Here is a 23,709-nt window from a genome sequence, read left to right as displayed (position 1 = left end):
AAAATAATTAGCTATGGAAATATTAAAAAATAATGTAGATGTTTTAGTGCATATAGGAATACCTGTTATTATTGAGTTTAAAAAAGCTTTGGAATTAGAGGAATTTAAAACCTGGCTTCACGAAGGACATTCGGGTATTGAAGAGCTCATGAACCTACATGGAGCAATTGTATTTAGAGGGCTTGAGATTGACAGTGCTGAAAAATTCGAAAAAGTACTCAATATTGTCAATACTAAATACATAGATTATAAGGACGGAAATTCTCCACGTACAAAAATTTCTGGCAATATCTATACATCAACAGAGTATGATCAGGATTTCAGGATTACACAGCATAATGAACTATCCTATTCTTCCAGCTGGCCAAAAAATTTATATCTGTCTTGCATCCAACCGTCCCAAGAAGGAGGCGAAACCCCGCTGGCAGATGGTAGAAAAGTTTTGGAGCGAATGGATAAAGAATTGGTTGACAAAATAAAAAACAATAAGCTTTTGTATATCAGGAATTTACATGGTGGGGTTGGAATGGGGCCATCCTGGCAAGATACCTTTGAGTTGGATAATAAGAATGACGTGGAAGATTTTTGCCGTGCCGGGGATATTCACTATGAATGGAAAGAGGATGGTGGTTTACGTCTTTCTCATCTGCGTGAAGGAATTATTAAAACAAAAAATGGAGAAGAAGTATGGTTTAATCAGATCGATCAATTTCATCCTTCTCATATGGAACCCGAAATTTATGAGGCTCTTATGCTTATTTCAGGGAATAATGCTGAAGCCTTGCCCATGTATGTATGCTTTGGTGATGGAGAACCGATTTCCGATAAGGTAGTAAAAGAGATTCAGCAGAATATCGATGCGGAGTTGAACCTAACGCCATGGGAAAAAGGAGATTTTCTGATGGTTGATAATGAGCTAATCAGTCATGGTAGGATGCCTTTTAAAGGAGATAGAAAGGTACTTGTTGCAATGGCATAATGATGCATTATGGAAAAAGTTAAATTAGGTATTATCGGAGGAATGGGCACTCATGCAGGTCTTACTTTTCAATCAAAATTGTTAGAGTTTTCTAATGCACAAACAGATCAGGAGTTTATAGAGTTTCTATATCATAATAATTCTAATATACCTGACCGTACACGTGCAATACTTTATAATGAAGCATCACCTGTTCCTGAACTGATCCGTTCGATCCAATTGATGAATAATGCTGAAGTTGACTTGGTTCTGTCTGCATGTATGACATCTTATTATTTTTTTAATATCATGACGGAGGTGTCAAACTGTCCGGTACTTCATCCCATCCGACTAGTCACTGATTATATAAACTATCAATTTCCCACAGCACATAAAATAGGATTACTGGCAACTACCGGCACTATACATTCTCGCTTATTTCATGGTCCCATTGAATCTTCGGGAAAAGAATTAATAACTCTGGATATACATAAACAAGAATCGGTTTTTATGGAAGCAATATATGGAGAAAACGGATTAAAAAGTCATACTTCCTCGGATAAATCAATAGAGCTACTGCGCTCAGCAGCAGACCTATTGATTCAGGGAGGTGCAGAAGTATTAATTGCTGGTTGCACAGAAGTGTCTATGGTTTTAAGTCAGAAGAATGTAAGTATTCCTTTCATTGATCCGATGGAACTGATGGCCAGATCAGTATATAATAAAATAAGTAATATATAAGAAATGGAAATAAAAACAATTACCTCTCTTTTAGTTCAAAGTACAAGATTATACCCCAATAAAATTGCCATTCAAACAGAAGAAGGTAGACTTACTTATAATGAGCTTTATAAATTAAGTTCAGAAATTAGCAATATAATTTTAAGTTTAAAAGATAGGAAATCACCTATCGTAGGTGTTGTTGCAGAGCCTGGAGTAGAGTTGGTAACAGCATTGTTGGGAACCTGGTTTTCAAACTCTATTTATATGCCATTTGATTTACATCATTCAAATGTATTTCTAAAAAAATTATTATCTGATTCCAATCCATCCGTTATAATATGTAATACAAAGCATATTGAAAAAGTACAAAAGCTTGTAAAAGTAAATGGTATTGAGATAGACTTATTAATAGCAGTTGATTTATTAGAAAGTAAGATCATTAGTTATCAACCAGGAAACTGTAATCCAGTGCTGAAAGAGATTGAAACCGGGAAGCCATTTCCGGAGGCATGTGATGAGGCATATCTTTTCTATACTTCAGGTACTACAGGAGAGCCCAAAGGCGTGCTAGGAAGTCGTTCCTCATTAAATCATTTTATCAATTGGGAAATAAAAGAGTTTGGCATTCATGAAGATTTTCGTGTTAGTCAGCTTACGTCACCTACCTTTGATGCTTCCTTAAGGGATATTTTGGTGCCTCTTTGTACAGGAGCCACCTTGGTAATACCATCGAATAAAGTTCGTCATAATCCTGCCTTACTGATAGAATGGATTATTAAGAATGAAATTACCCTGATTCATTGTGTTCCTACCATGTTTAGATTAATATATAGCGAATTTACTGATGGAATGGATGAACTGACACAACTTAAATTTGTTCTTTTAGCAGGAGAGCCTTTGTATAACAAAGATGTTTTGGCCTGGAGAAAGTATGTGAAAGATTGTACATTGGTAAATCTATATGGTACGACAGAAACTACACTGATTAAATCCTTCTATAGAATTGGTATTGTGCCCACGGGCGGAGTGACAGCTATTTCTGTTGGAAAACCTATTGAAGGCTGTAAAATTGCTGTTATAAAGGATAATAGAATATGTAAAATCGGAGAAGAAGGTGACATTTATATTAAAACAGCGCATAAAAGCTTAGGATATTATAATAATCCAGAAGCCAGTTATTCCGTATTTGTACAGAATCCTTTATTGTCAGATACCGAGGATATTATTTATTATACAGGAGATAAAGGTAAGTTCGATGCAGATTTTAATTTGCATATTGAAGGCCGAAAGGATGAAAGGCTAAAAATTAATGGAGTCCTTATCGAACCGAAAGCAATTGAAAAAGCTATACTATCATTGGATAATATTAAAGAAACTGTGGTGATTGCCCGCGAAAATAATAACTTTGAAAAAGAGCTTGTAGCTTATTATACAAGTACTCAGGAAGAAATGACTCATGATTTTCATTTGTTATTGATCGATTTATTAAACCCAAATCAAATTCCTGTTGATTTTGTTCATCTGGAAAAATTTCCATTGACTCAAAACGGAAAAATTGACAGAAAACAATTGGCGCATTTATTAGTTAAAACCGGCTCATTATCAAAAAATATGAGTATTCCGGAAACAGAAAATGAGACCTTTTTGAAACAGGTTTGGTCGGAGCTTCTTTCAAAAGACAAGTTCGGGATGGAAGATTCTTTTTTCTCTATTGGAGGATCATCCTTAAAGGCTATTCAGTTGATTTCCAGAATTTATAAAGAATATCAGATTTTACTTAACATAAGGGATATTTTTCAATATAACAGCATACGTAAATTAGGCGAACAGATTACTGTACAACGCAATAATTCCAGCCATGAAGAGCAGGATGAAAGTATTAAACCGGTAAAGGAAAAAGAGGATTATCCATTGTCATTTGGGCAGCAGAGAGTTTGGCTGCAACATCAGATGGAAGAAGGAAGAATTCCGTATAATATTGTTAGGACATTTGTAATAGAAGGAGAATTGAATGTTGAACTCTTGAAAACTGCGTTACTAAGTGTAGTAAAGAAACAAGAAGGTCTTCGTACAGTATTTATCCGCAATGAGGAAGGAATACCCCGACAAAAAATTATTCCATTTGATCAGTTCACATTTAATTTTCAGCAGTATACTATTGATGCGGAAGATAATAATCAGAATGATATTGAACCTTTATTGCAGTCACAAGAACTAAAATTATTTGACTTCGAAAATGGCCCGCTATTCAGTATTTTGCTGATCGACGACAAGATGGGGAAATATGTACTGTCATTTTCGATGCATCACATTATCGGTGACTACTGGTCATTGGGATTATTTGCAAATGAATTGACACGGGCTTATTCATCATTGCTCCAAAATCCGAATTTTGATGCAGGGACATTATCACTCCAGTATAAAGATTTTTCTGAATGGCAATATGATGATATGGATAGTATACGTTTTAAAAAATCTATGAAATATTGGGAAAATCAGTTAAAGGATTCCCCACTACAAAGCACCTTTCAACATGATTGGCAGCGTCCGAAAGTTCCTTTAAAAACAGGAAATTCAATCTATGTAGATATTGATCCAGAACTATCAGAAGACCTTATTCTCCTTGCAAAAAATAAAGGGACAACCTTATATACGTTATTACTGTCTCTGTATTTTATACTTTTGAATAAAGACAGCGGACAGAGTGATTTAGTGATTGGTTCTCCTGTAGCCGGGCGTAGCAGAAAAGAATTGGAGCCAATCATAGGATTTTTCCTGAATACCGTTGCCGTACGTGCCAAAATCCAACCGGAATCAACAATAACTGCCATAATTGAAATGGTAAAAACCCTGGCGGTGGAAGCATTGGCGAATCAGGAAGTACCTTTTGATACTATTGTGAATCATTTGATGATTAAGCGAAATATCCAATATGCACCGTTATTTCAATGTATGCTAGTTTTTCAAAATGCTCCAACCGGGCAATTCGAATTGAAGAATACTACCATTAAAGATTATCCAAGCAGTGGGAAAACATCAAAAAATGATCTGACATTTAGCTTTGCAGAAGTTGATAATAAGCTCCAGTGGGCTATTGAATACAGTACCGAACTTTATGATCTTTCTACCATTGAATTATTAATAATGAAATTCAAAAAGCTCATGTCTTATGCCTGTGAAAACCCAGATGTTTCCCTGGAAAAGCTCGATTTACGCCCTACTATTGAAGAAAACACTGATATTACAGAGTTGTTGAATTCCGAGTTAAAGTTTTAAAAAATAAATAAAAATAAATTGATGAATGATATTGTACTACAACTTGAAAGGCTTACCCTACGCGGATTTAAAGAATCCGATATTTCTGATCTGCATAAAATGCTGATAAGACCTGAAACCTCAGAATTTAACCCAACCACCTATTCTGAAAATGAAGCCGATACCAGAAGGTTAGTTCATGATTGGAATCAGCAGATTGAACAAGGAAGTGATAGGAAAAAATTTACTTTTTTAATTGAAATTACTGAGACATGCGCATTTGTAGGAATTATTGGTTTAGATATTATCAAAGTAAACTATAAAAATGCTGAAGTTTGGTTTAAACTCAGTCCCGAAGTTTGGGGGCATGGCTATGGAACTGAAGCTCTAGGGAGCATTATTAAGTTCGGTTTTGAAGACTTAAAATTACATCGAATTGAAGCAGGCTGTGCTGTTGATAATATCGGATCTTATAAAGTGATGGAAAAAGCAGGGATGATTAGGGAGGCACATCGAAGAAAACTACTTCCCTTACGAAACGGTTGGAGTGATAATTATGAATATGCAATTCTTGAAGAAGACTATTTTTTTAATAGTAAACCTTAATAAATTAATTAGATATGATGGTAATAAATTATCCTCATATCTGGAAAAATAACAATAAACATAAACTATAAATAAATTATGATAAATAACCTAATTCATTCAATGCTAGTTTGCCCAGACTATGATAGGGCATATCCTTCTATTACTCACGCAGAAGGAATTTATCTTATTGACAAAAATGGGAAAAAATATATTGATGCAACATCTGGTACTGCAGCAGTTTCAAACTTAGGGCACAGTATACCAGGTATTTCAGATGTGGTTAAAGAGCAGATGGATGCTGTTGCATTAATTCCTACTCATACATTTACTTCAGAACAAGTAGAAGGATACTTAGCGAGACTGATAGATTTTGCCCCTGAAGGATTTAATCGTGCCTGGACAGCTACAAGCGGAACAGAAGCTGTAGAACAATCTTTAAAGTTGGCTTTACAATATCACCAATTAAGAGGAGAAGGCCACCGATATAAAATAATATCCAGATGGGGAACATATCATGGAAATTCAGTCTTTACCCTAGATGTTGGTGGAATGGCTTTAAGACGTGCAGTGTATGATAAATGGATGAACAATTTTCCTCATATTCCGCCTTCATACTCTTATCGAAGACCTGATGGGATGTCAGAAGAAGAATATGCAGTCATAAGTGCCGGAGAATTAGAAAAATGTTTACTGGAAACAGGCCCGGAGTCCGTCGCAGCTTTTATAGCAGAGCCAATGGTAGCAGCTGCCTTAGGTGGGGTAGGACCGTCTGAAGGATATTTTAAAGAAGTTAGAAGAGTATGTGACAAATATGGAATACTATTTATTGCCGATGAAATTTTGACCGGATTTGGACGAATTGGAGCCAATTTCGGAATGGAAAGATTCGGTGTTACCCCCGATATAATAGCTGCAGGAAAAGGAATCAGTGGAGGCTATTTTCCACTCTCAGCAGTCATTGCCCATCAGAAAGTGACTGCCATATTTGAAGAAAAGAAAATCCCTTTTCTCGGAGGCCATTCATTTGCCTGTAATCCTGTGGGAGCGGCTATAGGAAGTTTTGTAATAGACTATATGAAGGAAAATAAAGTAGTCGAAAACAGTTTGAAAATGGGGGAAGTTTTCCTTGAGAAATTACAAAGGATTTATCGTCATGATATGGTTGGGGATGTCAGAGGGATGGGACTTTACCTGGGAGTAGAGTTTGTGGCTGACAGAGAAACAAAACTACCTTTTGCAAAAGAATTAAATATAAGCAGGAAAATCGTTGATAAGGTATTTGAAAAAGGAGTGGTTGTCTATCTAGGAAAAGGATCCTATGATGGTACTTCGGGAGATCATATTACCATATCACCACCTTTAATAATAAATGAGGAACAGATAGAAATAATTGTTCAGGCAATAGATGAAAGTATAGAAGAAGTAAGTAGAAATCTTCAAACAAAGAATACCAAAGAAACTGCTAGTATAAAAATATAGGAAATATATTTCCAAATCATCTAATCTATTGTAAACACAATTTAATATATATAAGTAAATGGAACTTGAAAAAAGTATAAAATCAAAGTTAACACATCAGTTTTGGAAGGTAAAATTGAAAGAAGAATTAATAGGCAGGCTTCCAGACTCATTTTTTATAAAAGAGGTTGTTGAAAATCCACAGACCGATCATGAAATTTGTCTTGATCTTCCACAAACAGTATATGATAAAGTATTGGAACTTTGTGATAATAACCCGGTGTTGAGCTATGTGTACTTTCTTACGGCTTTACATATTTCATTTAATAAATACGGTACAATACAGCCTATTCCTGTCTGCCATGGAGGATTTAAACAATTGAATTTCAATAGTGGTGTAGTATTTTACCCTATTCAGTGCGATACATCTGAAACCTTTAAAGAGCTCTTTTTACGGGTTCGGAAAGAAGTGGCTGAGGCATCTTTATACCCGGTTGATTGTATTGAAGACTCCTCACAGTTTTCACATTTACAAAGTGTTGTGTTTCATATCGAAAATATGGGGAGGCCACCTCAGGAATTCACCCCCTATGAATGGATGCTTGCAATAATACCTGAAAATCATCAATTAAAATTAATAACAGATTCCTCATCAGCTTATAATCAAAACGTCCTGAAAAACTTTCTGCAATCCTTTATCCATGTTTTAAAACAGGTGATTGAAAATCCTGATGTAAAAATCGGTGAAATTAATAGCTTGGATCCGGATCAGAGATATCTTCTATTGGAAGAGTTCAACACTACATCTCAGGGACGTTCTACCGAGTATTCAATAACTAAGATGGTTGAGTTCAATGCATTACAGAGAACTGACCATATTGCAGTACAATTTAAAAATGCTTGCTGGTCCTATTCACAGCTTAATAACAGAGTCAACCAAATTGCTGCATTTATGCAAAGCGTTACAAAGCTAAATAAAGAAGATCGGGTTCTTATTTTTATGGATAGGTCAGATCTTTTTTTGATGAGCGTATTGGCTATCTGGAAAAATGGAGCTTGCTATATTCCTGTCGATCCAATTTATCCTGATGAACGTATCATTGATATTTTAGAAAGTGCTTCGCCGGTTTTGATTATCAGCCAGACAGAGCTCCTAAATCGTGCTCAGCTTAAAACTGTATTCTCATCCTATCAGGTAATTGACTTAGATCGTTCTAAAGACGCAATTGACACTCAGACTACTGAAAACCCTGGTATAGATATAGATCATAATCAGCTTGCATATATTATTTATACTTCCGGTTCCACAGGCAAACCTAAAGGCGTAATGATAGAGCATAAAGGAATGCTCAATCATATCTTTGGTAAAATTGATGTCCTGAATATAGATGAAAGCTCTGTAGTCGTCCAGAATGCATCACAAGGATTTGATATATCAATCTGGCAAATGTTTGCCGCATTAGCAGAAGGGGGTAAGACCGTAATGTATGATGATGATCTGGTATACAATATAAAAAACTTCATCCATCGCATAGAAGAAGATCAGGTCACCATATTGGAATTGGTACCCTCTTATTTCCTGGAGTTGCTGAATATTCTGGAGCTGGAAGAATATGCTGCAGTCTGGAGCAAGATGGATCATGTTGTTTTGAACGCCGAAACCTTAAAAAATGATATGGTAAGAAGGTGGTTTAAAATATTTCCCGGCAAAAAAATCAGCAATACCTATGGAGCAACAGAAGTTTCTGATGACACTTCTCATTTTGTAATGACAAGCCAGCCAGATAGTATGACTGTACCGGTGATGCAGAGACCTTTTCCTAACTTTAATATATATGTATTAGATGAAAATATGCTTCCTTGTCCTATTGGTGTAATAGGTGATATTTATATTGCAGGCTTTTCAGTAGGACGTGGATATTTTAAAGATGAAGAAAAAACAAAAGCATCTTTTTTTAAAAATCCGCTTCATAATAGTCCGTATGAAAAGTTGTATAAAACCGGAGACTTAGGGAGATATCTTTCTTGCGGCAGCTTGGAATTTATGGGAAGGAAAGATCACCAGGTAAAAGTTCGTGGACATCGGGTGGAGCTTGGAGATATTGAAAATCAATTACTTAATATTCCTGGTGTAAACAATGCTATTGTTGTTGATTTACCCGATGAATCGGGTCTGATTTTCCTGGCAGCTTATGTTGACAAAAAAGCTACCTTCTCCGGAGAATTGTCATCGGAAGAGATTAAAGATTACCTCCAAACGGTGCTGCCTGCTTATATGATTCCGCGCTTTGTAGTAGTAATGCCTCATTTGCCACTCAATACCAATGGAAAGATAGATCGTAAGCAACTCCCGGCTCCCAGCTATGAATCGGTAGGTTTCGGATTGTATAAGGCACCTGTTTCAAAAACTGAAATACTGCTCGTAGAAATATGGCAAGAGGTGCTGGCGCTTTCTAAGGTAGGAATCACAGATAATTTCTTTGAATTAGGTGGTCATAGTTTAATGGTGGATCAGGTCATTAACAGGATCAACAGGCAATTGGGGAAAACCATTTCTTTTAGAATATTTTTTACGAATCCAACAATAGAAGGTCTGATAAAAAAGATGTTCGAAAATGAATATACTCCTATTCCTCAATCGCCAGAGGCTACCTCGTATCCGCTCACTACTTCACAGAGCCGGTTATGGATACTGAGTCAATTGGATGGGGGCTCATTGGCTTATAATATGTCATCCGTCATTAAACTTAAAGGAAATATAGAGATTGATATATTTGAAGAATCCTTCAAATTGCTGATAGGTCGTCATGAGATATTAAGAACCTATTTTGAATCTAATGAAGATGGTGAAATTCATCAGTATATACTTCCTAAAGAGAATCTATCTTTTAAAGTAGAAGTTGAAGATTTTAGCTTGTCAGAAAACCAGGAGGAAGCAGCGATTCAGCATGTACAAAATATAAGTAATCGACCATTCGATTTAGAGCAGGCACCTCTTTTCAGAGTTTTGCTATGTAAAGTACAAAAAGATGAATTTTTGCTTTTATTTTCCATGCATCATATCATTGGAGATGGTTGGTCGTCCAGAATTGCTATTTCAGAATTTGTGAATATTTATAATTCGTTAACGGATGGTACTCCAGTAAGTCTGCCAGTATTGGATATCCAGTATAAAGACTATACACTATGGATGCAAGAAGAGACAAAAGGAGAAAAGTTCCGAAAGGCCGAAGCTTACTGGTTAGAGCAATTTGAAGGAGAATTGCCGGTGCTGGAATTACCAAGTTTTAATTCACGTCCTTTGATTCAAACGTATAATGGAAATAGTATTACTCATCAATTTCAGGAAGGTTTTCTGGAAAAGCTTGAAACCTTCTCCAAAGCGCACGATGCCACTTTATTCATGCTTTTAATGACAGGAATAAATGCACTGCTTTATAAATATTCAAATCAGAAAGATATGGTTATAGGCATTCCTATAGCAGGTAGGGAACATCCTGATTTGGAGAACCAGCTTGGATTATACTTGAATACTCTTGCCATACGGACCCGTTTAAGAGAAAAAAATAGCTTTTCAGATTTGTTAGCTATACAGAAAGAGGCTTTGTTGGGAGCATATGATCACCAGATTTATCCGTTTGATAAATTAGTTGAAAAACTGGATTTAAAAAGGGATACCAGTCGGTCTGCTTTGTTTGATGTTATGGTAGTCTTACAGAATCAGAGGCAGATAAATAGCTTTGGTAATGAGGAACTTTCCAATATTAAAGCCAGCGACTATCAATTGACCAGTAAAACATCTCAGTTTGATATCAGCTTTATTTTTGTTGAAACGGACAAATTAAATTTAACCATAGAATATAATACGGACATTTATGATGAGTTCTTAATCCAGAGAATGTTTACTCATTTTGAGAACCTTATTACAGATGTAATAGAAGATTCTACAGGACAAGTAATCATAGAAGATATTGATTGCCTAACCAATGCGGAGCGTAACCAGTTATTGATAGAATTCAATGACAAGAAGATGGATTATCCAAGTGACAAGACAATTGCTCAATTGTTCGAAGAGCAGGTGGATAAGACACCTGAGAATGCAGCAGTATTTTTTGAGAACACAGAGCTTACTTACAGAGAGCTTAATGAACAAGCAAATCAGTTGGGGGATTATCTAAGGCAAAAGTATCAACTAAAACCAGATGATTTGGTAGCGATTAAACTTGAGCGGAGCGAGAAGATGATTGTTTCCATCTTTGGAATTTTGAAATCTGGAGCGGCCTATGTTCCTATAGATCCTAATTATCCACAGGAAAGAGTTGAATATATAGAGAAGGATACAAAAACAAAGGTTACCATTGATGAAGCTTTCTTAGAAAATTATCGGAAAGACTTAGAAAAATCAGAAAAAGATTATACAAAAGAAAATCTCCCGATTATCAGCACACCGGATAGTCTGGCCTATGTGATTTATACTTCAGGAACTACCGGAGAACCTAAAGGAGTCATGATAGAAAATAAAAATTTAACAAATCTGATTTGGGGACAAGTAATAGAATTTGATTTTAAGGATAATGAATCTGTACTTTTATTTGCAAACTATACTTTTGATGCTTCTGTAGAGCAAATCTTTTTAGCATTGTTAAGGGGGGCGGTACTTCATGTCGTATCAAAAAATATCATTACTGATCCTAAGAGTCTTCAGGAGTATATAAAAGAGCATCAAGTTACCCATTTTCATACTGTTCCGATTATATTAGATAAGATGACTCTTGATAATGATACCCATCTGAACAGAATTATTTCTGGTGGGGATACTTGTAGTCAAAAATTAGTTAATAGGTTTGATAATCATAGTTTTTCTTTCTATAATGGGTATGGTCCTACAGAAGTAACTGTGACTTCTATTCAATTGTTATATGCAGGAGGTAAAATATCCATAGGTAAGCCTCTTTCCAACACCCAGGTTTACATATTAGATGATAATAAAGAAGTAGTTCCGGTTGGAGTAGGTGGCAAATTATATATTTCCGGGGACGGTTTATCTCGCCGGGGTTACTTGAACAAACCCGAGTTGACATCGGAGAGGTTTGTAGGGAATCCTTTCGACGCCGAAATGAAGATGTATGATACGGGAGATCTGGCCAGATGGCTTCCCAATGGTAATATAGAATTTTTAGGGAGACATGACTTTCAAATAAAGATAAGGGGCTTTAGGATAGAATTGGGAGAGATAGAGACCAATGTTCGCCAGTTTAGTTCCAGTATCAGACAGGTGTTTGCTGAAGCGAAGGAATTCAATGGGGAAAAAGTGTTAGTGGTGTATTATGCCTATGCTGGCAATGCCAGCATAGGTAAAACTGAACTGAGAGAATTTCTACAGAGTAAATTGCCTGAATATATGGTTCCCAGTTTTTATGTGGAATTAGAAATGTTGCCACTCAATGCAAATGGTAAAGTAGATAGGAAGTTATTGCCGGATATTTCTGAAAATGATGTGATAAAAAATAAGTACGTGGCACCTGAAAATGAAATAGAAAATCAGCTTGTTCTTATCTGGCAGGAAGTGTTGGGAATCAATAAAATTGGAATAACGGATCATTTCTTTGAGTTAGGTGGAAATAGCTTAAACGCTTTGACTGTTTGGTCAAAAATTAAAAAATTAAAAAATCTCAATATAAAGCTTAGTGATATATATAGTTCACCAACTATTCAAAAATTAAGTATTATAAAGCCGAATAAAAGCCTTCTTGTTGATCTCAATACTTCTTTTGAGAAAAAAAATACATCAATGTATTGTATTCCTCCTATAACAGGTATTCCTGGTGTTTTTAAAAATTTATCAGCACGTGTTGAATCCAATATAAATTGCTATGGATTTGAATATTCCGGGATAAATAACGGAGATGCTTTTTTCAAATCTATAGAAGAAGCAAGCCAGATGTTTTGCAAAGAAATTATTGAAAGACATCAGGGCCATAGCCATATAATTATTTTTGGCTATTCAATGGGAGGTAGTATAGCTTTTGAAATGATGAAAACTCTCGAAAATAAATATGATAATATCAGTTTTGTTCTTGCAGAGAGTTATATTAGTAAGAACCATTACCAGGAGGATATCATCGAAGAAAATACGAATAATAACCTTGAGATAATTGAAGCTTATGCAAAAGAAAATAATATTGATTTTGATCAGAACCTGAAAAATTATATAATTAATAATAATACTATTTTCAATCAATATTTTCAAAAAGGGAAAATAAAATCTGATATTTATTTATTCCAGTCTAATGAAAGCTCAGATAATATGCTTGAATGGGAGAAATTCACTAATGGTTCCATAGAAATTGAAAAAATTAAAGGAAATCATTGGGAGGCTATGTCTGAATTTAATAATGAGATCTATGAAAAAAGAATAAATGAATTATTTAAATAATTTTAATTAAACCTTTGTGTAGCTACTTACGTTCGTACAAACATTCTTTTCTTAGTATTTGCAAATAAACTTGAATTTCATATCCGCGATTTAAATGGGGGATTCTGGAAAATTTGACAATTCTATTTGGGGTAATATATTGAAATATAAAAATCTATTATTTGACAGAAATTTATATGACCTCTTGTGCATTATGAAATAAATATGTAAAAAGTTGTTCATTTGAATATCAATCAGTAAACTGAATTGATTGTAATGTTCTTGCAATGAACAATTTAATTGCAAATCAAGAATTAGTTTTTAAAACAAAATTGAAAAATATCCAGTGAAAGCTTATTGTCTTATCACAAAAGATCTCCTACTCTAAAGTAGTGTGATTGATAAGTCTTGCATTAGCTTGTATTTATGGGAATTGCCAGTGAAATCATTTATTGCGCCGAATTCCATACACTGCCAGAGTGAACAAAGTGTTTATAATCAACATAAAAAGATGAGAGGATAAGATAATTGATCTACGAATGAAAATGAACAGCAAGAAGCTTTAATGAATTTATCCAAAGACCTGTTCCTCGTGAGAACCTTTCCTTTTCTGGTACTTTAATTTATAGTGATAACGATAAGTAGTTTACAAAAGATTAAGCAATAGAATTTACAAATAATGGGGTAGTACCCCAATAGAATTTATCTTAAAATATGATATTTTATATATAGAGAAATGGAAAATAACTGTGAAAATAATCTACATAGCGATAGTGTAGCGAATATGTTAAAGAAATTATCTAGTTTATGGAAGCATAGAGCCGCAATAAATAATGAACAATTGGATTATGAATCCAGTTACTTTGATCCACTAAAGAAAGATTTTAGTGAAGATTTGCTTCCTTTTTCCAAGCATGGAGCATGGCAGGAAGCATCAGATGAAATGAAATCAAAAACCCTTTCATATGCTTGGGGGATATATAATCTTAAAACTATTTATATAGAGTGTGATATAGTAACTCCCGCATGTGAGGATATTATTAAAGCTCCATCCAGTGCTTTTGAAGATAAAATGATAGTTCAGGAAGTGATGTCTGAAGCTTTATTGGATGAAGCATTGCACACCAGAATGTCTATATCAGCGTGTAATTATATTTATACTATGAGAAATCTGGAGCCTTTAAACTTTTCAGATTTCAACTTAGTGCAATGGAGGAGGAGAATTATTTCTGAATGTACGTCTGAATGGGAAAGGCGTCTTACCCGTTTTGCTATAGCGTGTGCCAGTGAAACTCTAATTACTGATTATCTGAAGGTTATGTCCGAAGATACGTCCATACAAAATATTTGCCATGAGGTGACAAAGGCTCATGCTATAGATGAATGGAGCCACTCTAGTGTGTTCAGCTATGTAGCCCTTGATGTTGTCAAAAGTTTAAACACAAAAGAAAAAATATATTTACGTGATACCCTTAGAAAGACAATAGACGTTTTTGCAAGTAATGAGCTTGGTGCATGGGAGACTGTCCTGAAATTAATAAATTTTCCAAACTATAAAGATATTATAGCCGATACAGGGGATAACAATGAGATAAGTATATACGTAGAATCTGTAGAGGCGATAATTGATCGTATCGGAATTAATGAAAATAAGATTTATGTTTCCCGTTAAAGCAATCTGTATATCCGTTAGAAAAGAGTGTATTGGAGTCAAAACTTATCGTCTTAAGATCAGTGTTCTTCCAGGTGATAAGATATGTCTGTTATCTGGTAAATATATTGAAATATCTTATCCCGATATGGAAGGAAAATATAAACAAAGAGCCTACACAATTTCCAATAATTTGGGTAGCGAGATCATTGAAATATCCGTGAAAAGAACTGGAAATGGAGGTGTTTCTGATGCGATTCATGATTTTTTATGCGAGGGGAACAGTATTGATATAGTTGGACAAGCTGGGAGTATAGACATAAATTCTTTGAAAGAGAAAGATAAAAAGATACTGATGATATCAAATGGTATAGGGATAACGCTACCTGTGGCTTTACTCCGTGAGATGACTACTGGTACTCATGAATATCATAGTGTAAATCTAATTTCAGTTGCAGCAAAAATCAATGAAATTCCATTTTTAGAAGAAATTTATTCTATGAGCAAAAATAATAGCTGGTTTGATTTCATGGGTTTTATTATCAGGGATGTATTACCTGTAAATATGGATTGTTTTTCTCAAGGCAGACCTACCAGACAAGAGTTTATAAATGATCCCGCTCCCGATTTGGTTATTATATGTGGAGGATATAATTTTTCTACAGAAATGGTAGAAATGGTCACCGATATATACCCCAACTCTAGATTACTGGTAGAAGCCTTTTCGAATGGTATAGAAAATACAAAAACTATAGATAACTTGGATAAGAAATGTAAATTAAAAATTCTGGGAAGTGATGAAACAATAGATATAGATGAGAATCTTAGCCTCTTAGAGAACTTAGAAAAAAATAATATACCCATCAAAAATCAATGTAGATCAGGATTGTGCAGACGCTGTCTTATTAGAATAGAATCAGGGAATGTAGTTAGAAATCCAGACTTTTGCACTACTGTAAAAGAAAGAGCCGAAGGATTAGCTTTAGCATGCTGTACGTATGGTATAGGAGAAGATATATTAATAAATATATAAAAAAATAAATAAAAATGAATGGTACACAAACAATTACAAAATGTACTGTGATCAGTGGTTTTTTAATGCGGAGCACTATGGCAAATAGAATAACAGCATTATAAAATACCCGTTGTACAATTTATCAATAAAAGGTATTTCAACAGAAATATCAAGTATATGAGTATTGTTTAAAAATAATGTAAAAAAAATAGAAGAAACAAAAATATGAAGATTATATCATTCCATTTTGCTGGCGGAAACCAATATTCTTTTAATAAAATTTTTCAGCACTATAAGAACTATACTTCTTTTGAGCTGAAACGTCATACCTATGGATTGGAGAAAGAGGTGGAAGATTTTGTATGCTTATTAAAGGAGCTGCTTACAGAAGGGACCACTTATGCGATATACGGACATAGTATGGGCGCTTTATTAGGTTACCTGGTATGTCAAAAACTCCAGGAAGAAAAATTGCCATTACCGCAAAAATTAATTGTCAGTGGAAAAAAAGCTCTAAACATTCCTAGAGAAAAAAAAATAGCTCATCTATCTGATGAAGATTTTTGGAACGAAATCATTGATTTAGGTGGAACTCCCAGTGAAGTAAAAAACTATCCGGAGCTTTTGAATTATTACCTTCCTATTTTAAGACATGATTTCAAATTGGTAGAAAATTACCAATATGAAAAAAATGTTCCACTGAATATACCGATAGACGTTTTTTATGGTTCTCAAGAGGCTACAGAAGAGGAAATGGCAGGCTGGCATGATGAGTCGACCCAGAAAGTAACCATCACATTATTACCGGGCAATCATTTTTTTATCTTCGATCATGTGGAATACTTTAAAAACTATTTTGAAAACTTAATTTACAAAAAATAAATGCTAAAAATTTCAATAAAAAACATTCTTTTTTTACTACTATTTGCGCTTCCCAATACAATACTAAGTTTTGGAATTCTATTTATTATTAATCAGGTGATATCAGGAAATAAGAACTATGAAGAATCCTATTTGGGCTGGAGCTTTTTTCTTATTATTGTTTTTACATACTTGTTAAATATTATTTTTCAAAAGAAACTGAATCAGCACTCTTACTATATTTTGTATCAGAACGAGAAAAACATATTTAAAAAAATATTAAAAACCAGGCTGATTACTTTAGAAAAATATGGTACCCAAAGATTCTATACGGTTATTGAAGATTTAAGAATGTTTTCCAGGTTGCCTGAAGTGATCACCCACACAATTAATTCATTATTGATGCTGTTACTTTGTCTGGTATATATGTTCAGTCTTTCAATATATGCAGGATTAAGTATTTTAGCCTTAATTGTATGTATTGGTGCGGTTTATTTTATTGTAATGACAACAATGAAAGGAGATGTTGCCATTTTAAGGAAATTCAACGAACATTATTACAATTATGTAAATGATGTGGTAAAAGGATTTAAAAATCTTAAAGTAAACGCTACACTTTCTCAAAACCTGTTATATCAAAACTTAATGCCTAATCGAGATCAGGCTAAAGAATTGGATTATAACATTAATTATGTTTTTTTATCCATCAACCTGATTAGTCAGTATGGTTTGTATCTGATCATAGGAGCAATACTATTTGTATTGCCTAATTTTAATTTACTTGTAAAAGAAGATGTTATTTCATATATCGTTATTTTACTGTTTATTACTGGTCCGATCAGCAATTTGATCAATATGCAGAACATATACACGAGATTTTCTGTCGCCAATAAGAGAATTAATAATTTCCTGAAAGATTTTTCAGGAGAGAAGGATGATGATCGGATAGATGTAACAAAAGATGCCGATTTTGAATCTTTAAATTTCAAGAATATTTCTTTTCAATATGAAAATACAGTAGAGCAATCATTTGCTTTAAGTAATATTAATTTAAATATCCAAAAAGGAGAAGTTATTTTTATAGTCGGAGGTAATGGAAGCGGTAAAAGTACTTTTATTAATATTCTTACAGGGTTATATGACCATAAAGAAGGAGAAATCACACTGAATGATGAGAGACTACAATCGAAAAAGGTACTCCAAGGTTTAATTTCACCGGTATTTACAGACAATTATGTTTTCTCCCACAATTATGACCATTATCAATTGGAAAACAATAAGAAATACGAATCTCTGTTGGAACTAATGGAGATGCAAAAAGTAGTAAGCAACACAAAAGAAGAGTCAGCCAGACGTAATTTTTCAAAAGGTCAGAGTAAAAGAATGTCCTTAATATTTGCATTGCTGGAAGAAAGACCTGTTCTGGTTCTGGATGAATGGGCTGCTGATCAAGATCCTCATTTTAGAAAATATTTTTATGAAGTGTTGGTGCCCAAATTTAAAAAAGAAGGTAAAACTATAATTGCAGTAACCCATGATGATGCCTATTTTAAACAGGCAGACAGAATTATTAAATTCGATTACGGGAAAATTGTAAGTGATATCAAAGTATGTCCGGAACTGAATGTCTCTTTATTTTAATTTTTAATAACTATGAAACTGACTTTACCTCAACAAGATATTTATTTTGAACAACTTTTATATCCAGATCAGCCTATTTATAATATTGGTGCTAAGATATCTATTGACGGTTTTTTAAACCAGGAAATTTTTGAACATGCTTATACGGAATTAATACAACAGCATGACGCATATCGGAATTATATAAAGGAGGATTTTGAGAATGTAAAAATGATAGCTGTAGATGCTGTTAGACCACTTGAATTTGTCGATTTCTCAGATGAAGCTTGTATAATTCAAAAATCATCCAATAGTGGAAATATTGTAGAGGTTCCTGATGCCGATAAAGGAGAGATAAAAAAAGATATAGATGAGACTGTTCTCAACTTTATGCAGAATGAGTTTATAAAACCGTTTAATCTTGAAGAAGATAAGTTCCTATACCGGTTTGTCCTGATAAAAGTACGTAAAGACTATCATTATTTATTTTCTGTTTACCACCATATTATCACAGATGGATGGGGAACTTCATTAATGTTTACACGTCTGGTAAAAAACTATAATGAAATATGGGAGAATGGTGTTGTTATCTCAGAATATCCGTTTTCCTATAACAGCTTTGCAATTGAAGATCAAAAGTATCTGAATTCGGAAGAGTTTGCATGTGATAAAAAGTATTGGACACAAAAATTTAGATCTTTACCTGAGAGTATTTTTGATAAATTTGATCTATCGAAAACAATTAATGAAAGTTCCAGAAAAGAATTATTAATCCCAAGAGACCAATATAATAAACTGATTGAACTGGCTTCAGAAACAAAATCAACAACATTTCACCTGATATTGGCTATTCTCTATACCTACTTTGCCAAAAAATCGCAAAACGAAACAATTTCAATCGGATTACCCGTTTTAAATCGTTCGGGAGCAAGGTTTAAAAAGACTGTTGGATTATTTATGGGGGTAAATCCTTTACAGATTACAGTTGATCAGGAAGAAACATTCTTAGAATTAGTTGAGAAAATAAAAACTCAGCTTAAACAAGATTACAGGCATCAACGTTTTCCTCTAGGACAATTGATAAAAGAATTAAATGCCTTCAATCAGAAAGAACGTATTTTTAATATCACCCTATCTTATGAAAAGCAGGATTATTCATCTCATTTTAATAATACCCAGACCAGAGTAATACCTTTGAGTCATGAGTCTGAAAGAGTAGCCCTCGCTATATATATTAGAGAATTTGATGAAAGGGAAGATGTAAAAATAGATTTTGATTATAATATCAATTATTTTAAAAAAGATATGATTGACCAGGTTACGACTCATTTTCAAGAACTCCTCAAAGATATCTTGATGGATGCAACTCAGAAAATAAAAAAAATAAATTTTCTTACTAACCGGGAACGTACCAATTTATTACTCAATTTCAATTCTACTGTTGCAGATTACCCCCAAGATAAAACAGTAGTTGATTTATTTAGATATCAGGCTGATCAGATTCCCAATGATATAGCAGTACGTGATTCACATATAAGTCTTACTTACGAAATGTTGAATAAGAAATCGGATGCTGCTGCAGCTTATCTTCTTTCAAATTTTGGAGAAGCTAAAGAACCAATTGGGGTACTAGTTAACCGTTCAGCAGAGCTGATTGTATTGCTTTTGGGAATTTTGAAATGTGGGAAAAGTTACATCCCTATAGATCCATTGCTTCCTGCTGAACGAATAAGCTATATTATTCATCACAGCCAGATACGTGTAATTATTAGTGAAAAAGCTTTTTTGAAGGACGTAGAGAATTTAGATTTACAAGGAATTATTGGCGAAAATTATTTTCAATTAATAGAAAAAGAAGATGTACTTCAATCAGTATTCAATGAAAAGCCAGCACTTTATAATAAACCAGGCCCGGCAGATACTGCCTATATCATTTATACTTCCGGCTCTACAGGAAATCCTAAAGGAGTCGAAATAGGTCATCAGGCTTTAACCAACTTTCTGACGAGTATTCAAAATAGACCTGGCGTTGCTATGAGAGATATTTTGTATTCCGTTACTACGTATTCTTTTGATATTTCTATTTTGGAATTCTTTACGCCACTTATTGCAGGTGCCAGTGTTTTTATAGCGGACAAAGAAATTCTGGGAAATGTAGAAGCGTTGAAAGAAGAATTAATCTTGATTTGCCCAACAATTATCCAAGCTACTCCGAGTTTTTATCAAATGCTGTTTAATACAGGTTGGGTGGGAGATAAGAATCTTAAAGTATTATGTGGGGGAGACAGCCTGAATGAAACTGTTTCCGGGAATCTTTTGAAATACTGCGGAGAGGTCTGGAATATGTATGGGCCAACTGAAACTACCATTTGGTCTAGTATTAAAAAGATAGAGAAAGCTTCGGATGCCTCGAATATAGGTGCCCCGATTCACAATACTCAAATCTATATTGTGGACCAGTATAAGAATCTGTTACCAGTTAATACCCCTGGCCGGATCTTTATTTCCGGAGACGGTTTAGCAAAAGGATATTATAAAAATAAATTGCTTACTCTTGAAAAGTTCACAGACAATCCAATTTCCGAAACTTCAGGATCCAGAATGTATGAGACAGGAGACCTGGGGAAATGGACAAACGGGGGCGAAATTGAGTTTTTAGGTAGAAATGATTTTCAGGTCAAAATTCGGGGCTTTAGGATCGAACTCGGAGAGATAGAATCACAGTTAGAGACATATCCCGGGATAGCCCAGGTTGTTTGTGATGCAAAAGAAGTGAGAGGGGAGAGGGTTTTGGTAGCCTATTATACTCAGGAAGACTCTGAGACTGAGACGGACAAAACCTCACTTCGTGAATATTTACAGAATAAGTTACCGGAATATATGATTCCGGGGTTTTTTGTAAAACTTACTACTATTCCGTTGACTCCAAATGGAAAAATCAATCGTAAGGCATTGCCAAGTGTTATAGGTGATGATGTGATAAGAAGAGAATATATAGCCCCGGTAACAGAAATTGAAGTTAAGCTTGCTGGGATTTGGCAAGAGGTATTAGGAATTGAGAAGGTAGGAATTACGGATAACTTCTTTGAGTTGGGTGGACATAGCCTCATTGCCGGAAAAATAGCCAATATGATATCCAGGGAACTAAACAAGGCCGTTTCTCTAAAACATATTTTTCAACACCATACTATTCAAGGTCTGGTAAAAGAGATAGAAAATTTAAAAGATAATGTAACAATTCCACAAGCAAAACAGAAGGCCTGTTATTCATTAACTCCTGATCAGATGAATATGTGGCTGGCATCACAAAAGAAAGATTTTTTCAATGCCTATAATATGTATTCTGTTTTTGAAATAGAGGGAAGTATAGATGCTGCGTTGTTGGAAAAAGCAATGAGTACACTTATTCTTGAAAATGAGATATTAAGGACAAACTTTACTGAGAAAGATGGGAAAGTATATCAGTCTATTAGTAAAAATGAAATATTTAAATTAGAGATTATTAATAAGGAACAAGATTTTTTGCCATGGGTGAAAAAATATGTTTCTGAAGGTTTTGATCTGAAATCTGATCAATTAATAAAAGTTGCCATTTTTAATGAAAGTACCGGAAAGAAGTATTTGGTTTTTCTGACCCATCATATCATTATTGATGGAATGTCCTTAGATATAGTCATTCATAAACTAATTATGCTTTATAATAATGGGGGAGAAATAAAAGTATCGGATAGCTTACAATTTAAAGATTATGCTGAATGGATCAATGCACATTCTCATCAGGAAATATCCGCTTACCATAACAATAGTATAAAAACAAAGGTTTTAAACTTTAAAAACGGTTTGGGACAAGTTAGACAGAACAGCTTTAATTTACCTTCGGATTTTTTTAACAGATTGAAAGGATTTTCAGAAAAGAATAAGGCAACCTTGTTTACTTCAGTTACAACCTTATTAGGCATTGTACTCAATAAAATATACAAACAACAGACTATTTGCATGGGTACTGTTTTTAGTGGAAGGAATACGGGACAATTAGAACATGCTGTAGGAATGTTTGTAAAAACCCTACCTCTTTATCTCCAGGTTGATGAAAATTCAACTTTTACCTCCCAGGCTAAAAATACCCGTAACCAATTAAATGTATTGGAAGAAAATGTTGAATCATTCAGTGGGCATAATCTTAATGAATTGACCGATTTTCTATTGAGCTATCAGCACTCAGATATGCTTGTAAGAGATAAGATAGAATTCAATTCTTTTTCTTTGAAAAAAGAAAATCTGTATCAGACTCAAGCTCGTTTTCCTGTTGTATTTAATTTTTTTGAGTCAAATCAACTTATTTGTGACGTAGAATATAGTGAATATGTTGATTTTACAATTATAGAGTTGATTTGGGATAAATTTCTTCTTTTGTTAGATTGGGTTTGTGAAAATCCAGATAAAGCAATAGAAGGAGCTGAGGTTTTAACAGCAAAAGAAAAAGAATTGGAAAATTCCTTAGACATTAGTTTTGACTTTTAATGAGAGTTTTATATACATTTATAGAAGAAGAAAAACATCAGTACTTATTAGATAAATATTTAAAAATGAATTCTAATGAGTTTAATGCTAGAATTTCAAAATTCAGAAGATGGCAGGATGCACAATTGTCTTTGGTGGGGAGAATCCTTTTGAAATATGGGTTAAATACTTATTTTGGTATCCAGAATTTTGAAATCGGGCGTACTCTGGATCATAAACCCTTCTTAAAAAATAAGAATTTACATTTTAATATATCCCATGCTGGTAATCTGGTAGTTTGTTGTATCCATGAATTTCCTATAGGAATTGATGTAGAACATATCAATCCAGGAACAAATTACGAGGAATTTAAGTTTCAAATGACTGATAAAGAGTTTGATGCGATCCAATTTTCGGAAGATAAATTAAAAGCTTTTTTTATGTATTGGACAGAAAAAGAAGCTGTTATTAAAGCACATGGAAAAGGATTACTTATTCCCTTGGAATCTTTTGAAATTAATCAGAATAAAACAATAATTGAAAATGAAACCCTTTATTTAAAGGAAATTTTTATAGATGAAAAATATCAATGCTGTGTTGCGGCTTATGAAGATATAAGACAAAAAACAATCTGTATCGAACATTTAAATATGAACAAATTATAA

12 protein-coding genes and 1 pseudogene are annotated in these 23,709 nt (G+C 33.9%); all 13 read left to right on the top strand.

Annotation, left to right across the window (positions count from 1 at the left end; genetic code table 11):
- The first annotated feature begins 13 nt into the window (after positions 1–13).
- Complete coding sequence (locus tag CJF12_RS08770; RefSeq protein ID WP_051887199.1) at positions 14–979, top strand: TauD/TfdA family dioxygenase; 966 nt, start codon at positions 14–16, stop codon at positions 977–979.
- Positions 980–1,021: 42 nt separating this feature from the next.
- Positions 1,022–1,699, top strand: a complete 678-nt coding sequence (locus CJF12_RS08765) for an aspartate/glutamate racemase family protein (RefSeq protein WP_157759853.1) — start codon at positions 1,022–1,024, stop codon at positions 1,697–1,699.
- A 3-nt stretch (positions 1,700–1,702) separates the two neighbouring features.
- Positions 1,703–4,957, top strand: a complete 3,255-nt coding sequence (locus CJF12_RS08760; protein WP_034682272.1) for a condensation domain-containing protein — start codon at positions 1,703–1,705, stop codon at positions 4,955–4,957.
- Positions 4,958–4,978: 21 nt separating this feature from the next.
- Positions 4,979–5,542 (top strand): GNAT family N-acetyltransferase, encoded by a 564-nt coding sequence (locus CJF12_RS08755; RefSeq protein WP_034682270.1) that lies wholly within the window; start codon positions 4,979–4,981, stop codon positions 5,540–5,542.
- Positions 5,543–5,620: 78 nt separating this feature from the next.
- Complete coding sequence (locus CJF12_RS08750; RefSeq protein ID WP_034682269.1) at positions 5,621–7,003, top strand: aminotransferase family protein; 1,383 nt, start codon at positions 5,621–5,623, stop codon at positions 7,001–7,003.
- 58 nt (positions 7,004–7,061) lie between these two features.
- Positions 7,062–9,272: pseudogene (locus CJF12_RS20545) on the top strand (non-ribosomal peptide synthetase); the annotation flags it as partial.
- Positions 9,258–13,418 carry an amino acid adenylation domain-containing protein gene (locus CJF12_RS08745; RefSeq protein WP_449384837.1) on the top strand — a complete coding sequence of 1,387 codons (4,161 nt, stop codon included), beginning with the start codon at positions 9,258–9,260 and terminating at the stop codon, positions 13,416–13,418. The pseudogene CJF12_RS20545 and the gene CJF12_RS08745, both read left to right, overlap by 15 nt.
- A gap of 715 nt (positions 13,419–14,133) precedes the next feature.
- On the top strand, positions 14,134–15,069 hold the full coding sequence (locus CJF12_RS08740) for a diiron oxygenase (RefSeq protein ID WP_034682264.1): 936 nt from the start codon (positions 14,134–14,136) through the stop codon (positions 15,067–15,069).
- A complete protein-coding gene (locus tag CJF12_RS08735) occupies positions 15,056–16,081 on the top strand; it encodes an iron-sulfur cluster-binding domain-containing protein (RefSeq protein WP_165569112.1) in 1,026 nt (341 codons plus the stop codon). The genes CJF12_RS08740 and CJF12_RS08735 overlap by 14 nt, the downstream gene beginning before the upstream one ends.
- Positions 16,082–16,288: 207 nt before the next feature.
- Positions 16,289–16,945, top strand: a complete 657-nt coding sequence (locus CJF12_RS08730; RefSeq protein ID WP_034682259.1) for a thioesterase II family protein — start codon at positions 16,289–16,291, stop codon at positions 16,943–16,945.
- Entirely contained in the window at positions 16,946–18,565 is a 1,620-nt protein-coding gene (locus CJF12_RS08725) for a cyclic peptide export ABC transporter (RefSeq protein ID WP_034682257.1), read from the top strand.
- A 12-nt stretch (positions 18,566–18,577) separates the two neighbouring features.
- Positions 18,578–23,065 carry a non-ribosomal peptide synthetase gene (locus tag CJF12_RS08720; protein ID WP_034682255.1) on the top strand — a complete coding sequence of 1,496 codons (4,488 nt, stop codon included), beginning with the start codon at positions 18,578–18,580 and terminating at the stop codon, positions 23,063–23,065.
- Positions 23,066–23,130: 65 nt separating this feature from the next.
- Positions 23,131–23,709, top strand: a complete 579-nt coding sequence (locus tag CJF12_RS08715; RefSeq protein WP_157759852.1) for a 4'-phosphopantetheinyl transferase family protein — start codon at positions 23,131–23,133, stop codon at positions 23,707–23,709.

Source organism: Chryseobacterium piperi (genome assembly GCF_002285635.2).
Lineage (GTDB): Bacteria > Bacteroidota > Bacteroidia > Flavobacteriales > Weeksellaceae > Chryseobacterium > Chryseobacterium piperi.
The sequence above is the reverse complement of the archived record's forward strand: the minus strand, read 5'-3'. Positions and strand labels throughout refer to the sequence as shown.

Coding starts and splice junctions, on each gene's coding strand:
- CJF12_RS08770 (WP_051887199.1), top strand. CDS start 14: ATGGAAATATTAAAAAATAATGTAGATGTTTTAGTGCATATAGGAATA.
- CJF12_RS08765 (WP_157759853.1), top strand. CDS start 1,022: ATGGGCACTCATGCAGGTCTTACTTTTCAATCAAAATTGTTAGAGTTT.
- CJF12_RS08760 (WP_034682272.1), top strand. CDS start 1,703: ATGGAAATAAAAACAATTACCTCTCTTTTAGTTCAAAGTACAAGATTA.
- CJF12_RS08755 (WP_034682270.1), top strand. CDS start 4,979: ATGAATGATATTGTACTACAACTTGAAAGGCTTACCCTACGCGGATTT.
- CJF12_RS08750 (WP_034682269.1), top strand. CDS start 5,621: ATGATAAATAACCTAATTCATTCAATGCTAGTTTGCCCAGACTATGAT.
- CJF12_RS08745 (WP_449384837.1), top strand. CDS start 9,258: ATGATTCCGCGCTTTGTAGTAGTAATGCCTCATTTGCCACTCAATACC.
- CJF12_RS08740 (WP_034682264.1), top strand. CDS start 14,134: ATGGAAAATAACTGTGAAAATAATCTACATAGCGATAGTGTAGCGAAT.
- CJF12_RS08735 (WP_165569112.1), top strand. CDS start 15,056: ATGTTTCCCGTTAAAGCAATCTGTATATCCGTTAGAAAAGAGTGTATT.
- CJF12_RS08730 (WP_034682259.1), top strand. CDS start 16,289: ATGAAGATTATATCATTCCATTTTGCTGGCGGAAACCAATATTCTTTT.
- CJF12_RS08725 (WP_034682257.1), top strand. CDS start 16,946: ATGCTAAAAATTTCAATAAAAAACATTCTTTTTTTACTACTATTTGCG.
- CJF12_RS08720 (WP_034682255.1), top strand. CDS start 18,578: ATGAAACTGACTTTACCTCAACAAGATATTTATTTTGAACAACTTTTA.
- CJF12_RS08715 (WP_157759852.1), top strand. CDS start 23,131: ATGAATTCTAATGAGTTTAATGCTAGAATTTCAAAATTCAGAAGATGG.